At 72.6% G+C, this 15354-nt stretch carries 18 protein-coding genes; 8 read left to right on the plus strand and 10 right to left on the minus strand.

The features are described from left to right. Positions 1 to 53 precede the first annotated feature (53 nt). Positions 54 to 539, minus strand: coding sequence for a MarR family winged helix-turn-helix transcriptional regulator (locus OG361_RS21870; protein WP_405855971.1), 486 nt, complete (start codon positions 537 to 539; stop codon positions 54 to 56). 124 nt (positions 540 to 663) lie between these two features. Here OG361_RS21870 and OG361_RS21875 point away from each other — a divergent pair, with 124 nt between their 5' ends. Then, on the plus strand, positions 664 to 1167 hold the full coding sequence (locus tag OG361_RS21875) for a hypothetical protein (RefSeq protein WP_405862379.1): 504 nt from the start codon (positions 664 to 666) through the stop codon (positions 1165 to 1167). Positions 1168 to 1249: 82 nt separating this feature from the next. Here OG361_RS21875 and OG361_RS21880 read toward each other — a convergent pair whose 3' ends face one another. The 4 genes from OG361_RS21880 to OG361_RS21895 form a co-directional block, all read right to left on the minus strand. Beyond that, complete coding sequence (locus OG361_RS21880) at positions 1250 to 1810, minus strand: DinB family protein (protein ID WP_405855973.1); 561 nt, start codon at positions 1808 to 1810, stop codon at positions 1250 to 1252. Further along, on the minus strand, positions 1804 to 2520 hold the full coding sequence (locus tag OG361_RS21885; RefSeq protein WP_405855975.1) for a DUF5710 domain-containing protein: 717 nt from the start codon (positions 2518 to 2520) through the stop codon (positions 1804 to 1806). The genes OG361_RS21880 and OG361_RS21885 overlap by 7 nt, the downstream gene beginning before the upstream one ends. Before the next feature lie 161 nt (positions 2521 to 2681). Next, entirely contained in the window at positions 2682 to 3098 is a 417-nt protein-coding gene (locus tag OG361_RS21890; RefSeq protein ID WP_384569939.1) for a VOC family protein, read from the minus strand. 264 nt (positions 3099 to 3362) lie between these two features. Further along, positions 3363 to 3770: a helix-turn-helix transcriptional regulator gene (locus OG361_RS21895; RefSeq protein ID WP_405862381.1), complete on the minus strand. Its 408-nt coding sequence runs from the start codon at positions 3768 to 3770 to the stop codon at positions 3363 to 3365. Positions 3771 to 3860: 90 nt separating this feature from the next. Here OG361_RS21895 and OG361_RS21900 point away from each other — a divergent pair, with 90 nt between their 5' ends. From OG361_RS21900 to OG361_RS21910, 3 genes are all read left to right on the plus strand, one after another. Further along, positions 3861 to 4352 (plus strand): helix-turn-helix domain-containing protein, encoded by a 492-nt coding sequence (locus tag OG361_RS21900; RefSeq protein ID WP_405855977.1) that lies wholly within the window; start codon positions 3861 to 3863, stop codon positions 4350 to 4352. Positions 4353 to 4401: 49 nt separating this feature from the next. After that, positions 4402 to 5010: a hypothetical protein gene (locus OG361_RS21905; protein ID WP_405855979.1), complete on the plus strand. Its 609-nt coding sequence runs from the start codon at positions 4402 to 4404 to the stop codon at positions 5008 to 5010. 123 nt (positions 5011 to 5133) lie between these two features. Beyond that, on the plus strand, positions 5134 to 5478 hold the full coding sequence (locus OG361_RS21910; RefSeq protein WP_405855981.1) for a DUF2516 family protein: 345 nt from the start codon (positions 5134 to 5136) through the stop codon (positions 5476 to 5478). A 70-nt stretch (positions 5479 to 5548) separates the two neighbouring features. On the opposite strand, the gene OG361_RS21915 is transcribed toward OG361_RS21910, so the two are convergent. From OG361_RS21915 to OG361_RS21925, 3 genes are all read right to left on the minus strand, one after another. Continuing rightward, positions 5549 to 6775 (minus strand): PP2C family protein-serine/threonine phosphatase, encoded by a 1227-nt coding sequence (locus tag OG361_RS21915; RefSeq protein ID WP_405855983.1) that lies wholly within the window; start codon positions 6773 to 6775, stop codon positions 5549 to 5551. Positions 6776 to 7239: 464 nt separating this feature from the next. Next, positions 7240 to 8289 (minus strand): NlpC/P60 family protein, encoded by a 1050-nt coding sequence (locus OG361_RS21920; protein WP_405855985.1) that lies wholly within the window; start codon positions 8287 to 8289, stop codon positions 7240 to 7242. 341 nt (positions 8290 to 8630) lie between these two features. Continuing rightward, positions 8631 to 9425, minus strand: a complete 795-nt coding sequence (locus OG361_RS21925) for a class I SAM-dependent methyltransferase (protein ID WP_405855987.1) — start codon at positions 9423 to 9425, stop codon at positions 8631 to 8633. A 243-nt stretch (positions 9426 to 9668) separates the two neighbouring features. Between OG361_RS21925 and mshA the strand changes: the two genes are divergently transcribed. From mshA to OG361_RS21940, 3 genes are read left to right on the plus strand one after another with little or no spacing between them, the layout of a single operon-like run. Then, positions 9669 to 11036: a D-inositol-3-phosphate glycosyltransferase gene (mshA, locus tag OG361_RS21930; RefSeq protein ID WP_405855989.1), complete on the plus strand. Its 1368-nt coding sequence runs from the start codon at positions 9669 to 9671 to the stop codon at positions 11034 to 11036. After that, the gene (locus OG361_RS21935; RefSeq protein WP_405855991.1) at positions 11029 to 11535 is read left to right on the plus strand and encodes a YbjN domain-containing protein; all 507 of its coding nucleotides are present in this window, start codon (positions 11029 to 11031) and stop codon (positions 11533 to 11535) included. The genes mshA and OG361_RS21935 overlap by 8 nt, the downstream gene beginning before the upstream one ends. A gap of 41 nt (positions 11536 to 11576) precedes the next feature. Beyond that, positions 11577 to 12017: a glycosyl hydrolase family 28-related protein gene (locus OG361_RS21940; protein ID WP_405855993.1), complete on the plus strand. Its 441-nt coding sequence runs from the start codon at positions 11577 to 11579 to the stop codon at positions 12015 to 12017. On the opposite strand, the gene OG361_RS21945 is transcribed toward OG361_RS21940, so the two are convergent. Continuing rightward, positions 11918 to 12856, minus strand: a complete 939-nt coding sequence (locus OG361_RS21945) for an AraC family transcriptional regulator (protein WP_405855995.1) — start codon at positions 12854 to 12856, stop codon at positions 11918 to 11920. The two genes, OG361_RS21940 and OG361_RS21945, sit on opposite strands and share 100 nt — an antisense overlap. Before the next feature lie 105 nt (positions 12857 to 12961). Between OG361_RS21945 and OG361_RS21950 the strand changes: the two genes are divergently transcribed. Further along, positions 12962 to 13885 (plus strand): MBL fold metallo-hydrolase, encoded by a 924-nt coding sequence (locus OG361_RS21950; RefSeq protein ID WP_405855997.1) that lies wholly within the window; start codon positions 12962 to 12964, stop codon positions 13883 to 13885. Between the two features lie 2 nt (positions 13886 to 13887). Here the strand turns inward: OG361_RS21950 and OG361_RS21955 are convergent, their stop codons facing one another. Next, positions 13888 to 15237, minus strand: coding sequence for an MDR family MFS transporter (locus tag OG361_RS21955; protein WP_405855999.1), 1350 nt, complete (start codon positions 15235 to 15237; stop codon positions 13888 to 13890). Positions 15238 to 15354: the final 117 nt, after the last annotated feature.

The following is a 15354-nucleotide window of genomic DNA, read 5'->3' on the forward strand; positions in this document are numbered from 1 at the left end:
TTTACGGGAGGAGTTCGGGGGGTGGCCGGTCGGAGTCTCGGCGCCCCCCGGCCTCACCCGCGCTGCCGGGCCCGGCGGGCGGCCTTCGGGCCCTCGACGGGGGTCTCCAGGTGGCCCGTGACCAGGCGGTTCAGTGCGCGCAGCAGGACTTCGCGCTCCTCGTCGGGGAGTGAGGCGAGAGCCTTCTCGTGCACCCCGTCGACGATTTTCTGGCTCTGCTGGGCGACCTTCGCCCCCTCCTCGGTGACGGCGATGATCCGCGCCCGCCGGTCGGTGCTCGACGGCTGCCGCTCCGCGAGCCCGGCCTTCTCCAGGGCGTCGACGGTCACCACCATGGTGGTCTTGTCCATGTCCCCGATCTCGGCGAGCTGCGCCTGAGTGCGCTCCTCCTCCAGGGCGTGGACGAGGACGCAGTGCATACGGGGGGTGAGTCCGATCTCGCCGAGCTCCGCCGTCATGCGGGTCCGCAGGACGTGACTGGTGTGGTCGAGGAGGTAGGAGAGGTCGGGCTCGGTGCGGGTGGGCGCCATGGCTGTCATGTCTGCCAGGGTAACGAAAGTCGATCCGTGGCGGATCTTCTAGAAGTGGACGAGTGTTTCTCCGGGGCGCCGGCCGGCCTCGCCCCGGCACCATGAGGGCATGACGGCACCGCTGAGAGCACCGCTGACGGCACAGCCGGGGGCGCCACTGCTCTTCCTGGACGTGGACGGGCCGCTGATCCCGTTCGGCGCGCGCGACGGGGCGTACCCGACGTACCCGCCCGTGCCGCCCGCGTCCGTGAGCCCGCTCCTCGCGCGACTCGACCCGGCGCACGGGGCGCGGCTCGCGGCGCTGCCGTACGAGCTGGTGTGGGCGACGACCTGGGAGGCGGACGCGAACGCCTGGGTCGCCCCGCGCCTCGGCCTGCCCGACCTGCCGCTGGTGTCCTGGCCGGACGGCCCGGAGGAGCCGGGTCCGCCCGCGCTCCCCGGTCTTCACTGGAAGACCCCGGCCCTCGTGGCGTGGGCCGGGGGGCGGCCGTTCGCCTGGGTGGACGACGAGATCGGGGCCGCCGACCGGGAGTGGGTCGCCGCCCGCCATCCCGGCCGGGCGCTCCTCCACCGCGTCGATCCCCGGCGCGGGCTGGGCGACGGGGACTACGCGCTGCTCGCCGCCTGGGTGCGGTGAGCGGGGGCGGGGGCGGTGAGCGGGGGCCGGGGCGGGGGCGGTGAGCCGGGGCGGGTGCGGAGAGCGGGGGCGGGTCGCGTTCCTACAGGCCCGTCGTGCCGTCGATGCGTTCGCGGAGGAGGTCGGCGTGGCCGTTGTGGCGGGCGTACTCCTCGATCATGTGGATGAGGACCCACCGCAGGGAGACCGTTCCGCGCCAGTCGTCGTGGCCCGAGACGTCGAGGTCGGGGGCCTCGGCCGTGAACCGTTCCGCGAAGTCCACCGCCGCGTGCCAGGCCGCCCAGGCCTCCGCGACGGTCGCCGGGTCGGCTGTCGCGCCCTCGAAGTCCCCATCGGGGTCGGCGGGGGAGGAGAAGAGCGGGGTCGCGTCGGCCTGGTCGGCCAGGACCTGGCGGAACCAGCGGCGTTCGACGTCGGCCAGGTGGCGTACCAGGCCGAGCAGGGAGAGTGTCGACGGTTCGACGGCGCGGTGGGCCACGTCCTCCGTGAGGCCCGCGCACTTCAGTGTCAGGGTCGTGCGCTGGTCCGCCAGGAACCCGGCCAGCATCTGCCGCTCGTCCCCGGTGGCGGGGCCCGCGAAGCGGCGCTGTCCCGGGTTGGCCGTCTCGTCGATGACGTCCGCGCGCCGCCGCGGGCTCACCACGACCGCTCACCCGCCTGGCGGGGCAGCGTCTCCCCGGCGACCCGGGCGCGCTCGCCCGCCCCGGGCGGCGGGGCGAGGGCGATGCCCGCCCCCGTGAGGATCCCGAGGTCCAGCTCCCAGTCGTACCGGGAGCGGTGCTCCCAGACGGCGAAGGCGGACCGGACGTGCTCCCGGGCCGCCGCCGCGCTCAGTCCGGTGACCTTCGTCAGATGGGCGAAGGCCCGGTCCTCGACACCGCGCACCTGCGCGAGGCCGAAGTGCGTGACCTCGTGGCAGTCGGTGCACAGGCAGATGAGCCGCTTCAGGGTCTGGAGCCGCGCGGCCTCGTCGAAGGTCCACCGCTCGTGGGCCTCCAGCCACCGCCCGGCCGCGCGGTCCTCGCCCGCGCCGCAGGCCTCGCAGCGCCGTCCGGCCCGGCGTGTGATCATCCGGCGCAGCCGCTCCCAGTCGGCCTGTGCCACGCAGGACCGGACGTTCGTGAACCAGCAGGTCCGCGGTACGAGGTCGACGAAGAGGCCGTCGCCGAGCCCGCGGTCCTCCCCGGGCAGCAGATCGGGTACGTCGGCGCCGGCGGTCCAGCGCGTCAGCTCCGTCATCCCCTCCCGGGGTGCGTACCACCGCCTGGCCCCCGGATCCCAGCGTGCCCCGCCCCGCTTCGCCTCGTCCTTCTCGGCGTACGGAACGTCCAGCCAGATGCGCTCAACTGCCATGTCCGCCCTCCCTGTTGACCTCGGACCTCCCGACATGCTGGCACGGCGGGCGGCCCCGGGTCAGGGGGAGGGCGGACAGGGAGGTGGACGGGGGCGGACAGGCTGGACAGGGGCGGACGGGGCCCAGGAGTGGACAGGGGTCAGGGGCGAAGGGGAGAGCGTCAGGGTGTGCGAGGCTGCGAGAACCTGAGCATGTTGCCCGCCGGGTCGCGGAAGGCGCAGTCGCGGACGCCGTACGGCTGGTCGACCGGTTCCTGGAGCACCTCGCCGCCGGCGGCCCGGATGTGCTCGAACGTGGCGTCGACGTCGTCGGTGGCGAAGATCACGCCGCGCAGCATGCCCTTGGCCAGCAGCTCCGCCATGGCCTGGCGGTCGGCCGCCGAGGCGTTGGGGTCGGCGAGCGGGGGTTCGAGGACGATCTCCACGTCCGGCTGCGCGGGCGAACCGACGGTGACCCAGCGCATCCCCTCGAACCCGACGTCGTTGCGGACCTCGAGCCCGAGGGCGTCGCGGTAGAAGCCGAGCGCCTTGTCGTGGTCGTCGACGGCGATGAAGCACTGCGAGAGTTTGACGTTCATGGCTTCGACGCTACGGCGGAGGGCCGCTGTCCGCTTCTCCGATCCTGACCGGTTCGCCGGAACGGCGCAGGGGGCACTCCGCTGGGCCCTAGGCCCTGTCGTCAAAGTCCCGCCTGGGACGCGGCGTCCGGCACGCACGCTCGCCGCGTTGCCGAAATGCCCTAGTAGCTCCGCTACGAGGGCACCCCGGCGCCTTGCGATCGCACGCACCGGACGCCGCGTCCCCTGCCCTCCGGGCAGACGGCGCTACTTTGACGACAGGGCCTAGCCGTTCCTGTTCGGGCGCGTCAGGACCTTCGCCACGCACGCCGGGATCGCGGCGCCCGCCTCGTGGCACCGGGCCCGGTAGGTGCTCGGGGTCTCGCCCACCAGCTCGGTGAAGCGCGAGCTGAACGATCCGAGCGAGGTGCACCCGACCGCGAAGCAGACCTCGGTCACGCTCATGTCGCCCCGCCGCAGCAGCGCCTTCGCCCGCTCGACGCGGCGGGTCATCAGGTAGTTGTACGGCGTCTCGCCGTAGGCAGCGCGGAAGCTGCGGGAGAAGTGCCCGGCCGACATGAGGGCGACCCGGGCGAGGGCCGGTACGTCCAGCGGCAGCGCGTAGTCGCGATCCATCACGTCCCGCGCGCGGCGCAGCCGTACCAGGTCTTCCAGGGTCACGTTCCCCAGCATGGCACGGCGGAGGTCGCCGGGGCCGGGGAGAAGGGCGACACCTGCAAGCACCTGCTTGCAATAGTTAGCAAGTGCTGGCATGGTCGGAGCATGGCATCGCTCAACGTCGGCAATCTCGGTGAGTACCTCCGCGAGCAGCGGCGGACCGCGCAGTTGTCCCTGCGCCAGCTCGCCGACGCCGCCGGCGTGTCGAACCCGTACCTGAGTCAGATCGAGCGGGGGCTGCGGAAGCCCAGCGCCGAGGTGCTGCAACAGGTCGCCAAGGCGCTGCGGATCTCGGCCGAGACGCTCTACGTGCGGGCCGGGATCCTCGACGAGAAGGAGCGGGAGGAGCTGGAGACGCGCGCCGTCATCCTGGCCGATCCCTCGATCAACGAGCGGCAGAAGCAGGTGCTGCTCCAGATCTACGACTCGTTCCGCAAGGAGAACGCCGCGGAGAACGCCGAGCGCGCCGCCGAGGCCGCTGAGGCTGACAAGGCCGCAGAGGCTGACGAGGCGGCCGCGCGGGACACCGCCGCGCCCGATGCCGAATCTCCGTCATCGCCGTCATCACCGACATCGCCGTCATCGACTTCGAGCTAGCACGCCACACGTACACCACACGTACGTCACACCCGGGAGGACCACCAGCATGGCCATCATCGACGAACTGCGTACCCCTCTCTACTTCGCCGCCGGCACCGCCGACCTCGCCGTGCAGCAGGCCAAGAAGGTCCCCGGCCTGATCGAGCAGATCGCCGCCGAGGCCCCCGCCCGTATCGAGGCCGTGCGCAAGACCGACCCGAAGGCCGTACAGGAGAAGGTGACCGCGCAGGCCAAGGAGGCCCAGGTCACCGTGCAGTCGAAGTTCGCCGAGGTCGTCGGCGTCCTCGACACGGACCTCAAGAAGTTCGGCGAGACCGCCCAGGACCTCGCCCTGCGCGGGGTCGGCGTGGCCGCCGAGTACGCGGTCAAGGCGCGCGAGAAGTACGAGGAGGTCGCCGCCCACGGCGAGGAGGCCGTCAGGGCGTGGCGTGGCGAGGCGGCCGAGGAGATCACCGAGATCGCCGTCGTCGTCGAGCCCGAGCCGAAGACCGAGGAGAAGCCGGCGAAGGCGGAGAAGTCGGAGCCGACGGTCGTCGCGGCCGAGACCGAGCCGCAGGCCGAGGCCGCGCCCGAGAAGGCACCGGCGGCCAAGAAGGCCACCACCCGGAAGGCCCCCGCCAAGAAGACGACGGTCGCCGCCGCCGAGACGGAGTAGTGGCGGGCCGGGAAGTGGCGGCGAAGGAGCAGGGCCGGGCACCAAAACGGGTACTCGGCGCGTTGTACCGGGTACCTTGACCGCGAGGTGCTCTCTCCACATCACCACTAGGCGGTGCTCAGCATGTTGCGCGCGGGATTCGACTCCCTTCTCACTCTGGTGATCTTCCTGGTCTTCACCGGCTTCGCCGTCGCCGCGCTCGTCTTCGCCGCCATGGCACGCGAGGACGCCTACCGCGCAGCCGAGAAGCAGACGAAGAAGTTCTGGCTGATCATCCTGGGCATCAACCTCGCCCTGAACCTGCTGCTGCCGATGCTGTTCCTGCAGATCGCCGGGCTGATCGCCGCCATCGTCTTCATGGTGGACGTGCGCCCCGCGCTCGCGCAGGTCTCCGGCGGAGGCCGGGGCCGCCGTGGCGGCGGCTCCAGCAGCGACGGACCGTACGGCCCCTACAACGGCGGCCGATAGCCGAGCAACGGCGGCCGATAGCCGAGCGGAAGCAGTGACGGAACCACAGCAGAGAGACAGGGCCCGGGCGCTAACCCCGGGTCCTCTCCCTTTCCAGGGCCAGGACGGCGACGTCGTCCGTCAGCTCGCCGCCGTTCAGCGACCGCACCTCCGTCACCGCCGCCTCCAGGAGCTCCTCGCCCCGCAGGCCCTCGGCCAGCTGCCGGTTGATCATCTGGACCATCCCGTCCTGCCCGAGCCGCGGCGAACCGGGACCGGCCGAGCGGCCCTCGATCAGCCCGTCCGTGTACATGAGCAGGCTCCACGCCCCGCCCAGCTCCACCTGGCGGCGCGGCCAGCGGGCGCGCGGCAGGAGTCCCAGGGCCGGACCGCCGTCCTCGTACGGGAGCAGATGGGCCGCCCGTCCCTGCCGGGCGATCAGGGGGGACGGGTGGCCGGCGAGGCAGAGGCCCGCCCGGCGTCCGTCGGGCGCGATGTCGACGGTGCAGAGGGTCGCGAAGATCTCGTCGCTCTCCCGCTCGTGCTCCAGGACCTCCTGCATCGTCGACAGCAGCTCGTCCCCGCACAGGCCCGCGAAGGTCAGGGCCCGCCACGCGATCCGCAGCTCGACCCCGAGGGCCGCCTCGTCGGGGCCGTGGCCGCACACGTCGCCGATCATGGCGTGGACGGTGCCGTCGGGGGTGCGCACGGTGTCGTAGAAGTCGCCGCCGAGCAGCGCGCGGGAGCGGCCGGGCCGGTAGCGGGCCGCGAACCGCAGGTCGGAGCCCTCCAGGAGGGGGGTCGGGAGCAGTCCGCGCTCCAGGCGGGCGTTCTCCTGGGCCCGCAGCCGGGACTCGGCCAGCTTCACCTGGACGGCGTCGGCGCGCTTGCGCTCGACGGCGTACCGGATGGCCCGGCTGAGCAGCCGTCCGTCGAGCTCCTCGCGGAAGAGGTGGTCCTGGGCCCCGACCCGTACGGCCTCGGCCGCGAGCTCGGCGTCCGCCGAGGCCGCGAGGGCGAGGACGGCGTGGCGCGGGGCGAGGCGCAGGATGTGGCGCAGCGGGGCGAGCGGGTCGTCCCCGGCGGCCGCGCGGGGGCCGGGCAGGGAGAGGTCGACGAGGACGCAGTGGACGTCGTCGGTGAGGAGCCGCTCGGCCTCGGTGAGGTTGCGGGCGGTCCGGATGCGTACACGGGTGCCGGCGGCGTCGGCCGCGTCGAGCAGTTCGGGTACGGCGAGGGCACCCGCTGGGTCGTCCTCGACGACCAGGAGGGTGAGATCGTTGCGATCGCGGTCGGTTCCTGTGCCTGTGCCAGTCATAGCGGTGCCAGTCATAGCGGTGGCGTCCATAGCGGTGGCGTCGCCGGGTCCCACATCAGCAGAGACGATTCTCTGACGCGGTACGGATACGGGCATCGGTCCGGGTTTCCTTCCCTCCCCCCGAGGGTGCGCAGGGCGCCGGGTGGCGCCCCGCCCGTCCCGGACCCTAGCGGTAGGTCGGTACGCAGCGGAATGGTGATCAGCGCGTGGCCGGTCTTTCCTGCGTTGGCATATGCCGCGGAAGGGGAGGTAGTTGCCGCGGGGAGGTCCGCGGCGACCTGCGGGACGCTCCCGCGGCAATGAGAAAGGTCACGCCGCCGGGGTGGCTTCCGTCCGGTTTGGCACCCCGGGAGGCGTGGACGCGCCGCGCCCATGAAGGGCGCAGACGCGGTGGGATGGTCGCGTGGCCGCGTCGGCCCGGGCGGTCGCGTGGCCTTGTCAGCCCGGGCGGTGGCGTGCCCGCATCAGCCCGGGCGGACGACGCCCAGGATCTCCATCGAGCCGGCCCCCGCGATGGTCACGTTCCGGCCGGGGCGCGGCGCGTGCACCATCGCGCCCTTGCCGATGTACATCCCGATGTGGCTCGCGTCCTTGAAGTAGACGATCAGGTCGCCCGGCCGCATGTCCTTGATGTCCACGCGCGGCAGCAGTCGCCACTGCTCCTGCGAGGTGCGCGGGATCGGGAGGCCCGCCTTGCCCCAGGCGAGCTGGGTGAGTCCGGAGCAGTCGAACGAGTCCGGTCCCTCCGCCCCCCACACGTACGGCTTGCCGATCTGCGCCGTCGCGAACTCGACCGCCTTCGTGCCCTGCGGGGTCGCCCCGGTCTTGAGGTCGCCGAGGATGCCGGTGTCGAGCCAGGACGTCTGGGCCCGGTACTGCGCCTGCTCCTCCAGGCGGCGCAGTCGCTCCCGCTCCTCGGCGGCGAGCTCGGACTCCAGCTTCTTGGCGGCGGCGATCTTGTCGTTGATCTCCTTCTTCGCCTGGGCCTGCTTGACCCGGTGGGCCTCCAGCTTGGTCCAGTTGGCGCCGGCGTCCTTGGCGTAGACGCCCAACTCGGCCTGGGTGCGGGCCATCTCGCCGAGGAGGTCGGTGGTGGCCTTCGCGCCGGCCTTGAGCCGTCCCGCGTTGTCGAGGAAGAGCTGGGGGTCGTTGGTGAGGACGAGCTGCGCGCTGTCCGGGAGTCCGCCGTTGCGGTACTGGGCGCGGGCGGCGGCACCGGCCTTGGCCTTGAGGTCCTCGATCTTCTCGCGGCCCTCCACGATCATCCGGGCGAGCCGGACGAGCTCGGCGGACTGCTCCTTGGTCTTCCCCTCGGCGAGGTTGTACGCGTCGGTGGCGACGGCGGCCTGCCGGTACAGGCCGTCTATCTCCTTGCGTACCTCCTCCAGGCTCTTCTTCGGCGGGGGAGGGGGGAGCGGCGCGGCGGCGGCCTGGAGGGTCAGTGCGGGTGAGGCCAGCACCGCCAGGGCGCAGATCACGGTGATCGCGGCGGTGGTGTGGCGACGTCGGTTCACAAGCTCCCCCTCGTAAACGGCCCGCGTCTACTTCTGCATCTCTGCATCTCTACATCTGATTTACCGTCAGTAACTTAGCGGTGACCTTGGCGATAGTGCCATGCGAAACCGGAAAGCAACAGGGGAAACCGGGGCCTGTCGGGCCGACCCTCCCCTGAGGGGACGAGTGATGTGCGAGTGGCGTTCCCGACGTACGAGAAATTCAGCGCGAGTTGGGGGAAGGACAGGGGAAGGACAGGGGAAGGACAGGGGAAGGACGGGGGAGGACAGGGGAGGCAGGGCAGCGGCAGGGAAGGACAGGGGGAGGGCGGGGGAAGGGGGTCCCGAGGGCTTCCGGGCCGTCAGAGCCGCGGCGCCAGCGCCTCCCACCGCACCGTCACCTCGCCCTGCCGCCACCGCCGCGGACCGTCCGTCAGCGGCCAGTCCGCCGCCAGTTCTCGTACGGAGCGGATCCACCGCTGCCGCGCGCCCAGCGAGGCGTACGGGGCGGCCGCCGCCCAGGCCCGGTCGAAGTCCCGCAGGAAGGCGTGGACCGGTTCGCCCGGAACGTTCCGGTGGATGAGCGCCTTCGGCAGCCGCTCCGCCAGGTCGGAGGGCCGCTCCAGCGAACCGAGCCGGGTGGCGAAGGTGACCGTGCGCGGCCCGTTCCGGTCGAGGGCCACCCATACGTGCCGCCGCCCGATCTCGTCGCAGGTGCCCTCGACGAGCAGCCCCTCGGGCGCGAGTCGCCCGCACAGCCGCGCCCAGACGGCCGCGACCTGCTCCTCGTCGTACTGGCGCAGCACGTTCGCCGCCCGGATGAGGGCGACGGTGCCGGGCACCGGCACCTCGAAGCCGCCGTGCAGGAAGGAGAGGCCCTCGTGCTCGTACGGCTTCGCCGCCTCGACCCGGGCGGGCTCGATCTCGATGCCGTGGAGCCGGGTGCGGGGCTCGGCGGTGCGCAGCCGGGCCAGGAGCTCGACGGCGGTCCAGGGGGCGGCCCCGTAACCGAGGTCGACGGCGACGGGAGGCTCGGCGGAGCGGCGCAGGGCGGGCCCGTGGACGGCGGCGATCCAGCGGTCCATGCGGCGCAGACGGTTGGGGTTGGTGGTCCCGCGGGTCGGTGTGCCGACGGGGCGGGTGGTGCGCGGGGCCATGACATGAGCGTAAGGGGTGGAGTGCGGCGGACCGGCTGTGACCAGGTGTGACCGTTCCTCGGTCGTTCTCGACCGGTAATGAATTGGCAAAGCGCCCGGGCCGCCGGAAATGAAAGGGAGCATTCCGCTGTTGTCGGGGCTGAAGGGCCTTACCCGCCCTTCAGCCGTCATGCCCTACGCAGTGCAGTTCCACAGTGTTCAGCTCAGTGTTCAGCTCAGCCCCCGAGCGGAAGGACCGCCGACGTGAGCCAGTACGTGTCCCGGTTCGCCGGTACCCGGCACCGGCATCAGGCGCCGACCCGGCTCCGGCTCCCCGGCCGGAACCGCGTCCCGCGCCGGGTGGCCATGCTCAGCGTCCACACCTCCCCGCTGCACCAGCCGGGCACCGGCGACGCGGGCGGCATGAACGTCTACATCGTCGAGCTGGCCAAGCGCCTCGCCGCCATCGACATCGAGGTGGAGATCTTCACCCGGGCCACCACCGGCGGCCTCCCGCCGGTCGTCGAGCTCACCCCGGGCGTCCTCGTGCGGCACGTCGACGCCGGCCCCTACGAGGGCCTGGCCAAGGAGGAGCTGCCGGCCCAGCTCTGCGCCTTCACGCACGGCGTGATGCAGGCGTGGGCGGGCCACCGCCCCGGCCACTACGACCTCGTGCACTCCCACTACTGGCTCTCGGGCCACGTCGGCTGGCTCGCCGCCGAGCGCTGGGGCGTGCCGCTGGTCCACGCGATGCACACCATGGCGAAGGTCAAGAACGCGGCGCTCGCCGAGGGCGACACCCCCGAGCCCGCCGCCCGGGTCATCGGCGAGACCCAGATCGTCTCCGCCGCCGACCGGCTGATCGCCAACACGGCCGAGGAGGCCGACGAGCTCGCCCGCTTCTACGAGGCCGACCCCGGCAAGATCGCGGTCGTCCACCCGGGCGTCAACCTCGACCACTTCCGCCCCGCCGACGGCCGCGCCGCCGCCCGCGCCCGCCTCGGGCTCCCGCAGGACGCCTTCATCCCCGTCTTCGCCGGCCGCATACAGCCGCTGAAGGCCCCGGACATCCTGCTGCGCGCCGCCGCCGTGCTCCTGGACCGGGACCCCTCGCTGCGCTCGCGCATGATCGTCCCGGTGGTCGGCGGCCCGAGCGGCAGCGGCCTCGCCAAGCCGGAGGGCCTCCAGAAGCTCGCCGCCCGGCTCGGCATCGCGGACGTCGTGCGCTTCCACCCGCCGGTGGGGCAGGACCGGCTCGCCGACTGGTTCCGCGCGGCCAGCGTCCTCGTCATGCCCTCGTACAGCGAGTCCTTCGGCCTGGTCGCCATCGAGGCGCAGGCGGCCGGCACCCCGGTCGTCGCAGCGGCGGTGGGCGGTCTGCCCGTCGCCGTACGGGACGACGTGACCGGCTTCCTCGTCCCGGGGCACGACCCGGCGGACTACGCCCGCGCGCTCGGCCGCTTCGTGGCCGATCCGTCCCTGTCGGACCGGATGGGCGCGGCGGCGGCCCTGCACGCCGGGTCGTTCGGCTGGGACACGGCGGCCTCCGGCACGGCGGACGTGTACACGGCCGCCATGCACGACCATCGGGTCCGCGAGAACCGCCGTCGCGTACGCTCCCACCATGGCTGAGGACGTGACGGGGGACGTACGGCGGATCATCGAGTCCACCTTCGACGACGCGGAACTGGAGTGGGAGTCCCCCGAGGCCGGTTCGTACGTGGTCAAGCTCCCGGGCACGCGCAAGCTCTTCACGACGCTGTCGCTGCGCGCCGGCCGCCACTCGCTCTCCCTCAACGCCTTCGTCATCCGGCACCCGGACGAGAACGAGCCGGGCGTCCACCGCTGGCTGCTCGAACGCAACCTCAGGCTGTACGGGGTGAGTTACGCGGTCGACGGCCTCGGTGACGTCTACCTCGCGGGGAAGCTCCCGCTCTCCGCCGTCACGCCCGAGGAACTGGACCGGCTGCTCGGCTCGGTCCTGGAGGCGGCGGACGGCGATTTCAACACGCTCCTGGAGCTGGGGTTCGCGTCGGCGATCCGGCGCGAGTACGAGTGGCGGGTCTCGCGCGGGGAGTCGACCCGCAACCTCGACGCGTTCAAGAACCTGACCCAGAAACCCACCCGCTGACCTACGGGGCCGCCCCCGACGCCCGTCGCGGAGCGACCGATGTGCACGGCATCGACTCCGCCCCCGCGATCAACCGCGCCCTCGTGGCGGCGGGGGAGCGGGGCGGCGGCACGGTGCTGCTGCCGCCGGGCACGTACCGGATCGACGACTACCTCCGCATCGGCCACAGCGGGGTCGTCCTGCGCGGTGCGGGCTCCGGCCGTACGACCCTGCTCGCGACCCGGAACCTCACCGAGCTGATCGGCCCGTACGGCTCCCGCTACGGCGGCGACAAGTCAGATCGACGTCCCGGACTTCGCGGGCGAGCTCCACGCGCGCGTGGAGGCGTACGGAAGCCCGGAGTCGGTGCGTCCGCGGAACCTGTACGAGGCGCAGCGGGCGCTCAGGGGGAGGTAGCGATGCCCTGGCCGCTCCGGTACTGGCCCGGCGTCGTGCCGAACTCCCGGCGGAAGGCGTGCGAGAGGGCGTACGGAGAGCCGTAGCCGACGCGGCGGGCGACCGTGGCCAGCGGGTCCGGGGTGTCACGGAGCAGGGTGGCGGCGTGCGTCAGCCGCCACCAGGTCAGGTACGCCATCGGGGGCCGGCCGACGAGCGCGGTGAAGCGGCGGGCCAGGGTGGGCCGGGAGACGCCGGCTTCGGCGGCCAGCAGCTCGTTGGTCCAGGGGGCGGCCGGGTCGGAGTGCAGCGCCCGCAGGGCGGCGGCGGCCACCGGGTCGCCGAGGACGGCAGGCCAGGCGCCGCCGGTGCTCTCGGCCAGCCAGGAACGGATCATGTAGACGAGCAGCAGGTCGAGCAGGCTGGGCAGGGCGATGCAGGAGCCGGGTCGCCGCTCGTCGAGCTCGCCGCCGAGGAGGTCGATGGCGGCGCGGAGTTCGGGGTGGCGGCCGACGTGGTTCGGCAGATGGACGAGCGGGGGGAGCTCGACCAGGAGCGGGTGGGCGTGGCCGCGGTCGAGCCGGTACTTGCCGCAGACCATCTCGACCTCGCGCTCGGGCGCGTGCAAGGCGGGCGGCGGCGGTGGTGGCGGCTTCCGGTCGGCCCACCGGGCGAACGACACCGCGCGCGCCACGGTCGCCGCGTCGGCGGGCGAGTCGGCGATGACGTGCCCCGTGCCGTGCGGGAGCAGCACGGCGTCCCCCGCGCCGAGCGCGATCGGGTCGCCGCCGTCGGGCAGCAGCCAGCAACTGCCCTTCAGGACGACGTGGAAGCCCGCCCCGTCGTACGGGTCCAGCCGGGCGCACCAGTCGCCGCCGACCCGTACGCGGTCGGAGGAGGGCCGCCCGACGCGTACGGCCGAGATCGCGTCGCTCACCACGTCCATGACGACAGCGTACGTCTCGCAGCCCTCAAGTATGAGACGCACGCGTATCCAGAGGAGCAGAACGGGCATTGAGAGGCTCATTGGAGGCTCCCTAGGGTCGACCACATGAACAACACGGAGAACGAGAACGCGCAGAGCATCGTGCTGGGAGACGTCGAGATCATCCGGGTCGTCGAGTGGCAGGGCCCGTTCGGTCCGGCCCGCGGCATCGTTCCGGGGGTCGGGGCAGATGTGTGGAAGGACAACGAGGAGTGGCTGGCGCCGGACCACTGGGCGCCGGACGGCGACAGCGCGGTCATGGCGCTGCAGAGCTGGGTGCTGCGCAGCGGCGGCCGGACCGTCCTGGTCGACACCGGTGTGGGCGACGGGCGCGAGCGGCCGCACTCGCCGCACTTCCACCGGCGGCAGGGGGACTTCCTGGGCCGGCTGGAGCGGGCCGGCGTCCGCCCGGAGGACGTCGACGTCGTCGTCAACACCCACCTGCACGCCGACCACGTCGGCTGGAACACGCAGGACGTCCAGGGGGAATGGGTGCCGACCTTCCCGAACGCCGAGTACCTCGTACCGGCCGCCGACGACTTCCACTACGGCCCGGAGAACGGGTACGGCAACGGCCTCCAGGAGGACGACCGGCTCGTCTACGAGGACAGCGTCGCGCCGGTCCACCGTGCCGGGCAGGTCCGGCTGTGGGACGGCGAGCACCGCGTCGACGGGAACCTGACCCTGGAGTCGGCGCCCGGCCACACGCCCGGTTCGGCCGTGCTGCGGCTCGCGTCCGGGGGAGAGAGGGCCGTCTTCGTCGGAGACCTGCTGCACAGCCCCGTACAGCTTCTCGAACCGTCCTGCGCCAGCTGCTACTGCCTCGACGCGGGCCGGGCGGCGGCCAGCCGTCGTCGGATCCTCGAACGGGCCGCCGACGAACGGGAGCTGGTCGTGCCTGCGCACTTCGGCGGGGCCGGAGCCGTCGAAGTGCGCAGGGAGGGGGAGGGGTTCGGCCTCGTACGGTGGGCGGCGTACGGGACGGAGTGAGCTCAGGCGCTGACGGAAGCCTGCCCGGTGGCACCGGCACCGGCACCGGCACCCGCATCAGCACGGGCACTGGTATCGGCATCGGCATAGGGGCTCTGTCCCTTAAGGACCTCAGGGGCGCTGTCCCGCGGGGAGGTGTCGTCGGCCAGGGCCTTCCGGAGCCGGGTGTAGTAGCCGACGGCGGCGAGGACGCCGATGGCGGTGGTCGCCATCCACAGGACGTCGGGGCCGGGCCCGCCGACGATCACGCCGGCCGCGATCGGGGCGACGAAGCCGGCGACCGCCCAGGACATGCCCATCACGCCCTGGTAGCGGCCGCGGGCGTGCTCGGGGGCGAGGCGGGCGGTGGCGGCGGCGTTGGTCGGGACGTGGATCATCTCGCCGACGGTCCAGACGACCACGGTCGCGGCGAAGGCCACGGGGGAGCCGGCGAGGGCGGTGGCGCCGGTGCCGAAGGCGAAGAGGAGGGCGGAGAGGCTCAGCAGGAGGACGGGGGAGCGCTTGTCGGTGAGCTTGTTGACGAGCAGCTGGAAGCCGACGATCACGATGCCGTTGACGGCGATGACCATGCCGTAGGAGGAGGGGGCGAGGCCCTGGCCGGCCATGGTCAGCGGGAGGCCGATCCAGGGGGCCGTGAAGACGAGGCAGACGAAGAGGTTGAGCAGGACGAGGGTGCGGAAGGGGGCGTCGCGGAGGACGGTCAGCATGCTGACCTTCTCCTCGGCGACGGGCTCGCCCCGCTGGTCGACGGCGGCCTCGGGGCGGGTCTCGGGGAGCCGCAGGAAGACGATCACGGCGCACAGGACGGTGGCGACGGCTTCGACCACAAAGAGGGTGCGGTAACCGAGGAAGGCCGCGGCGCCGCCGCCGATGGAGGCGATGGCGAAGCCGAGGTTGAGGGCCCAGTAGTTGAGGGCGTACGCCCGGCGCACGTCGTGGGCGGGGACGATGTCGGCGATCGTGGCGTTGATGGACGGCCGGACGGCCTGCATGGCGACGCCCATGAGGAGGACGACGGTGGCGATCGCCCAGGGGCTGGTGACGACGGCGAGGGCGGCGGCGCAGGCGGCGGCGGCCAGGTGCATCGTGACCATGGTGGGGCGCCGGCCCCAGCGGTCGGCGAGCGTGCCGCCGAGCGGCGAGCCGGCGACGCCTCCGAGGCCGTGGAGGGCGACGACGAGTCCGGCGAACCAGGCGGAGTGCCCGAGCTCCTGGGTCAGGTACAGGGAGAGGAAAGTCAGGACGAAGGCCCCGGTCCTGTTGACCAAGGTCGACAGCCAGAGCCACCAGAAGCCCCTGGGGAAGCCGGAAACCGTCGCGTGAGCTGATCGTCTGAGCGAGTCGATGGACATGTGTGGCCGGCCCCTTGTGTGTGTAAGCCCCTATCGCGGCTCCCGTAACTTACGCATCTCTCATGCCGGACACCAGCGAATTGACGACGCGCGTCAATCGTCGGCGGTCGATTAGGC

This window comes from Streptomyces sp. NBC_00090 (genome assembly GCF_045160815.1).
Lineage (GTDB): Bacteria > Actinomycetota > Actinomycetes > Streptomycetales > Streptomycetaceae > Streptomyces.

What these genes read in the sequence shown, in the direction of transcription:
- OG361_RS21870 (WP_405855971.1), bottom strand. Translation starts at nt 539, where the DNA reads ATGACAGCCATGGCGCCCACCCGCACCGAGCCCGACCTCTCCTACCTC.
- OG361_RS21885 (WP_405855975.1), bottom strand. Translation starts at nt 2,520, where the DNA reads ATGGCAGTTGAGCGCATCTGGCTGGACGTTCCGTACGCCGAGAAGGAC.
- OG361_RS21890 (WP_384569939.1), bottom strand. Translation starts at nt 3,098, where the DNA reads ATGAACGTCAAACTCTCGCAGTGCTTCATCGCCGTCGACGACCACGAC.
- OG361_RS21895 (WP_405862381.1), bottom strand. Translation starts at nt 3,770, where the DNA reads ATGCTGGGGAACGTGACCCTGGAAGACCTGGTACGGCTGCGCCGCGCG.
- OG361_RS21900 (WP_405855977.1), top strand. Translation starts at nt 3,861, where the DNA reads ATGGCATCGCTCAACGTCGGCAATCTCGGTGAGTACCTCCGCGAGCAG.
- OG361_RS21905 (WP_405855979.1), top strand. Translation starts at nt 4,402, where the DNA reads ATGGCCATCATCGACGAACTGCGTACCCCTCTCTACTTCGCCGCCGGC.
- OG361_RS21910 (WP_405855981.1), top strand. Translation starts at nt 5,134, where the DNA reads ATGTTGCGCGCGGGATTCGACTCCCTTCTCACTCTGGTGATCTTCCTG.
- OG361_RS21915 (WP_405855983.1), bottom strand. Translation starts at nt 6,775, where the DNA reads ATGACTGGCACAGGCACAGGAACCGACCGCGATCGCAACGATCTCACC.
- OG361_RS21925 (WP_405855987.1), bottom strand. Translation starts at nt 9,425, where the DNA reads ATGGCCCCGCGCACCACCCGCCCCGTCGGCACACCGACCCGCGGGACC.
- OG361_RS21935 (WP_405855991.1), top strand. Translation starts at nt 11,029, where the DNA reads ATGGCTGAGGACGTGACGGGGGACGTACGGCGGATCATCGAGTCCACC.
- OG361_RS21945 (WP_405855995.1), bottom strand. Translation starts at nt 12,856, where the DNA reads ATGGACGTGGTGAGCGACGCGATCTCGGCCGTACGCGTCGGGCGGCCC.
- OG361_RS21950 (WP_405855997.1), top strand. Translation starts at nt 12,962, where the DNA reads ATGAACAACACGGAGAACGAGAACGCGCAGAGCATCGTGCTGGGAGAC.
- OG361_RS21955 (WP_405855999.1), bottom strand. Translation starts at nt 15,237, where the DNA reads ATGTCCATCGACTCGCTCAGACGATCAGCTCACGCGACGGTTTCCGGC.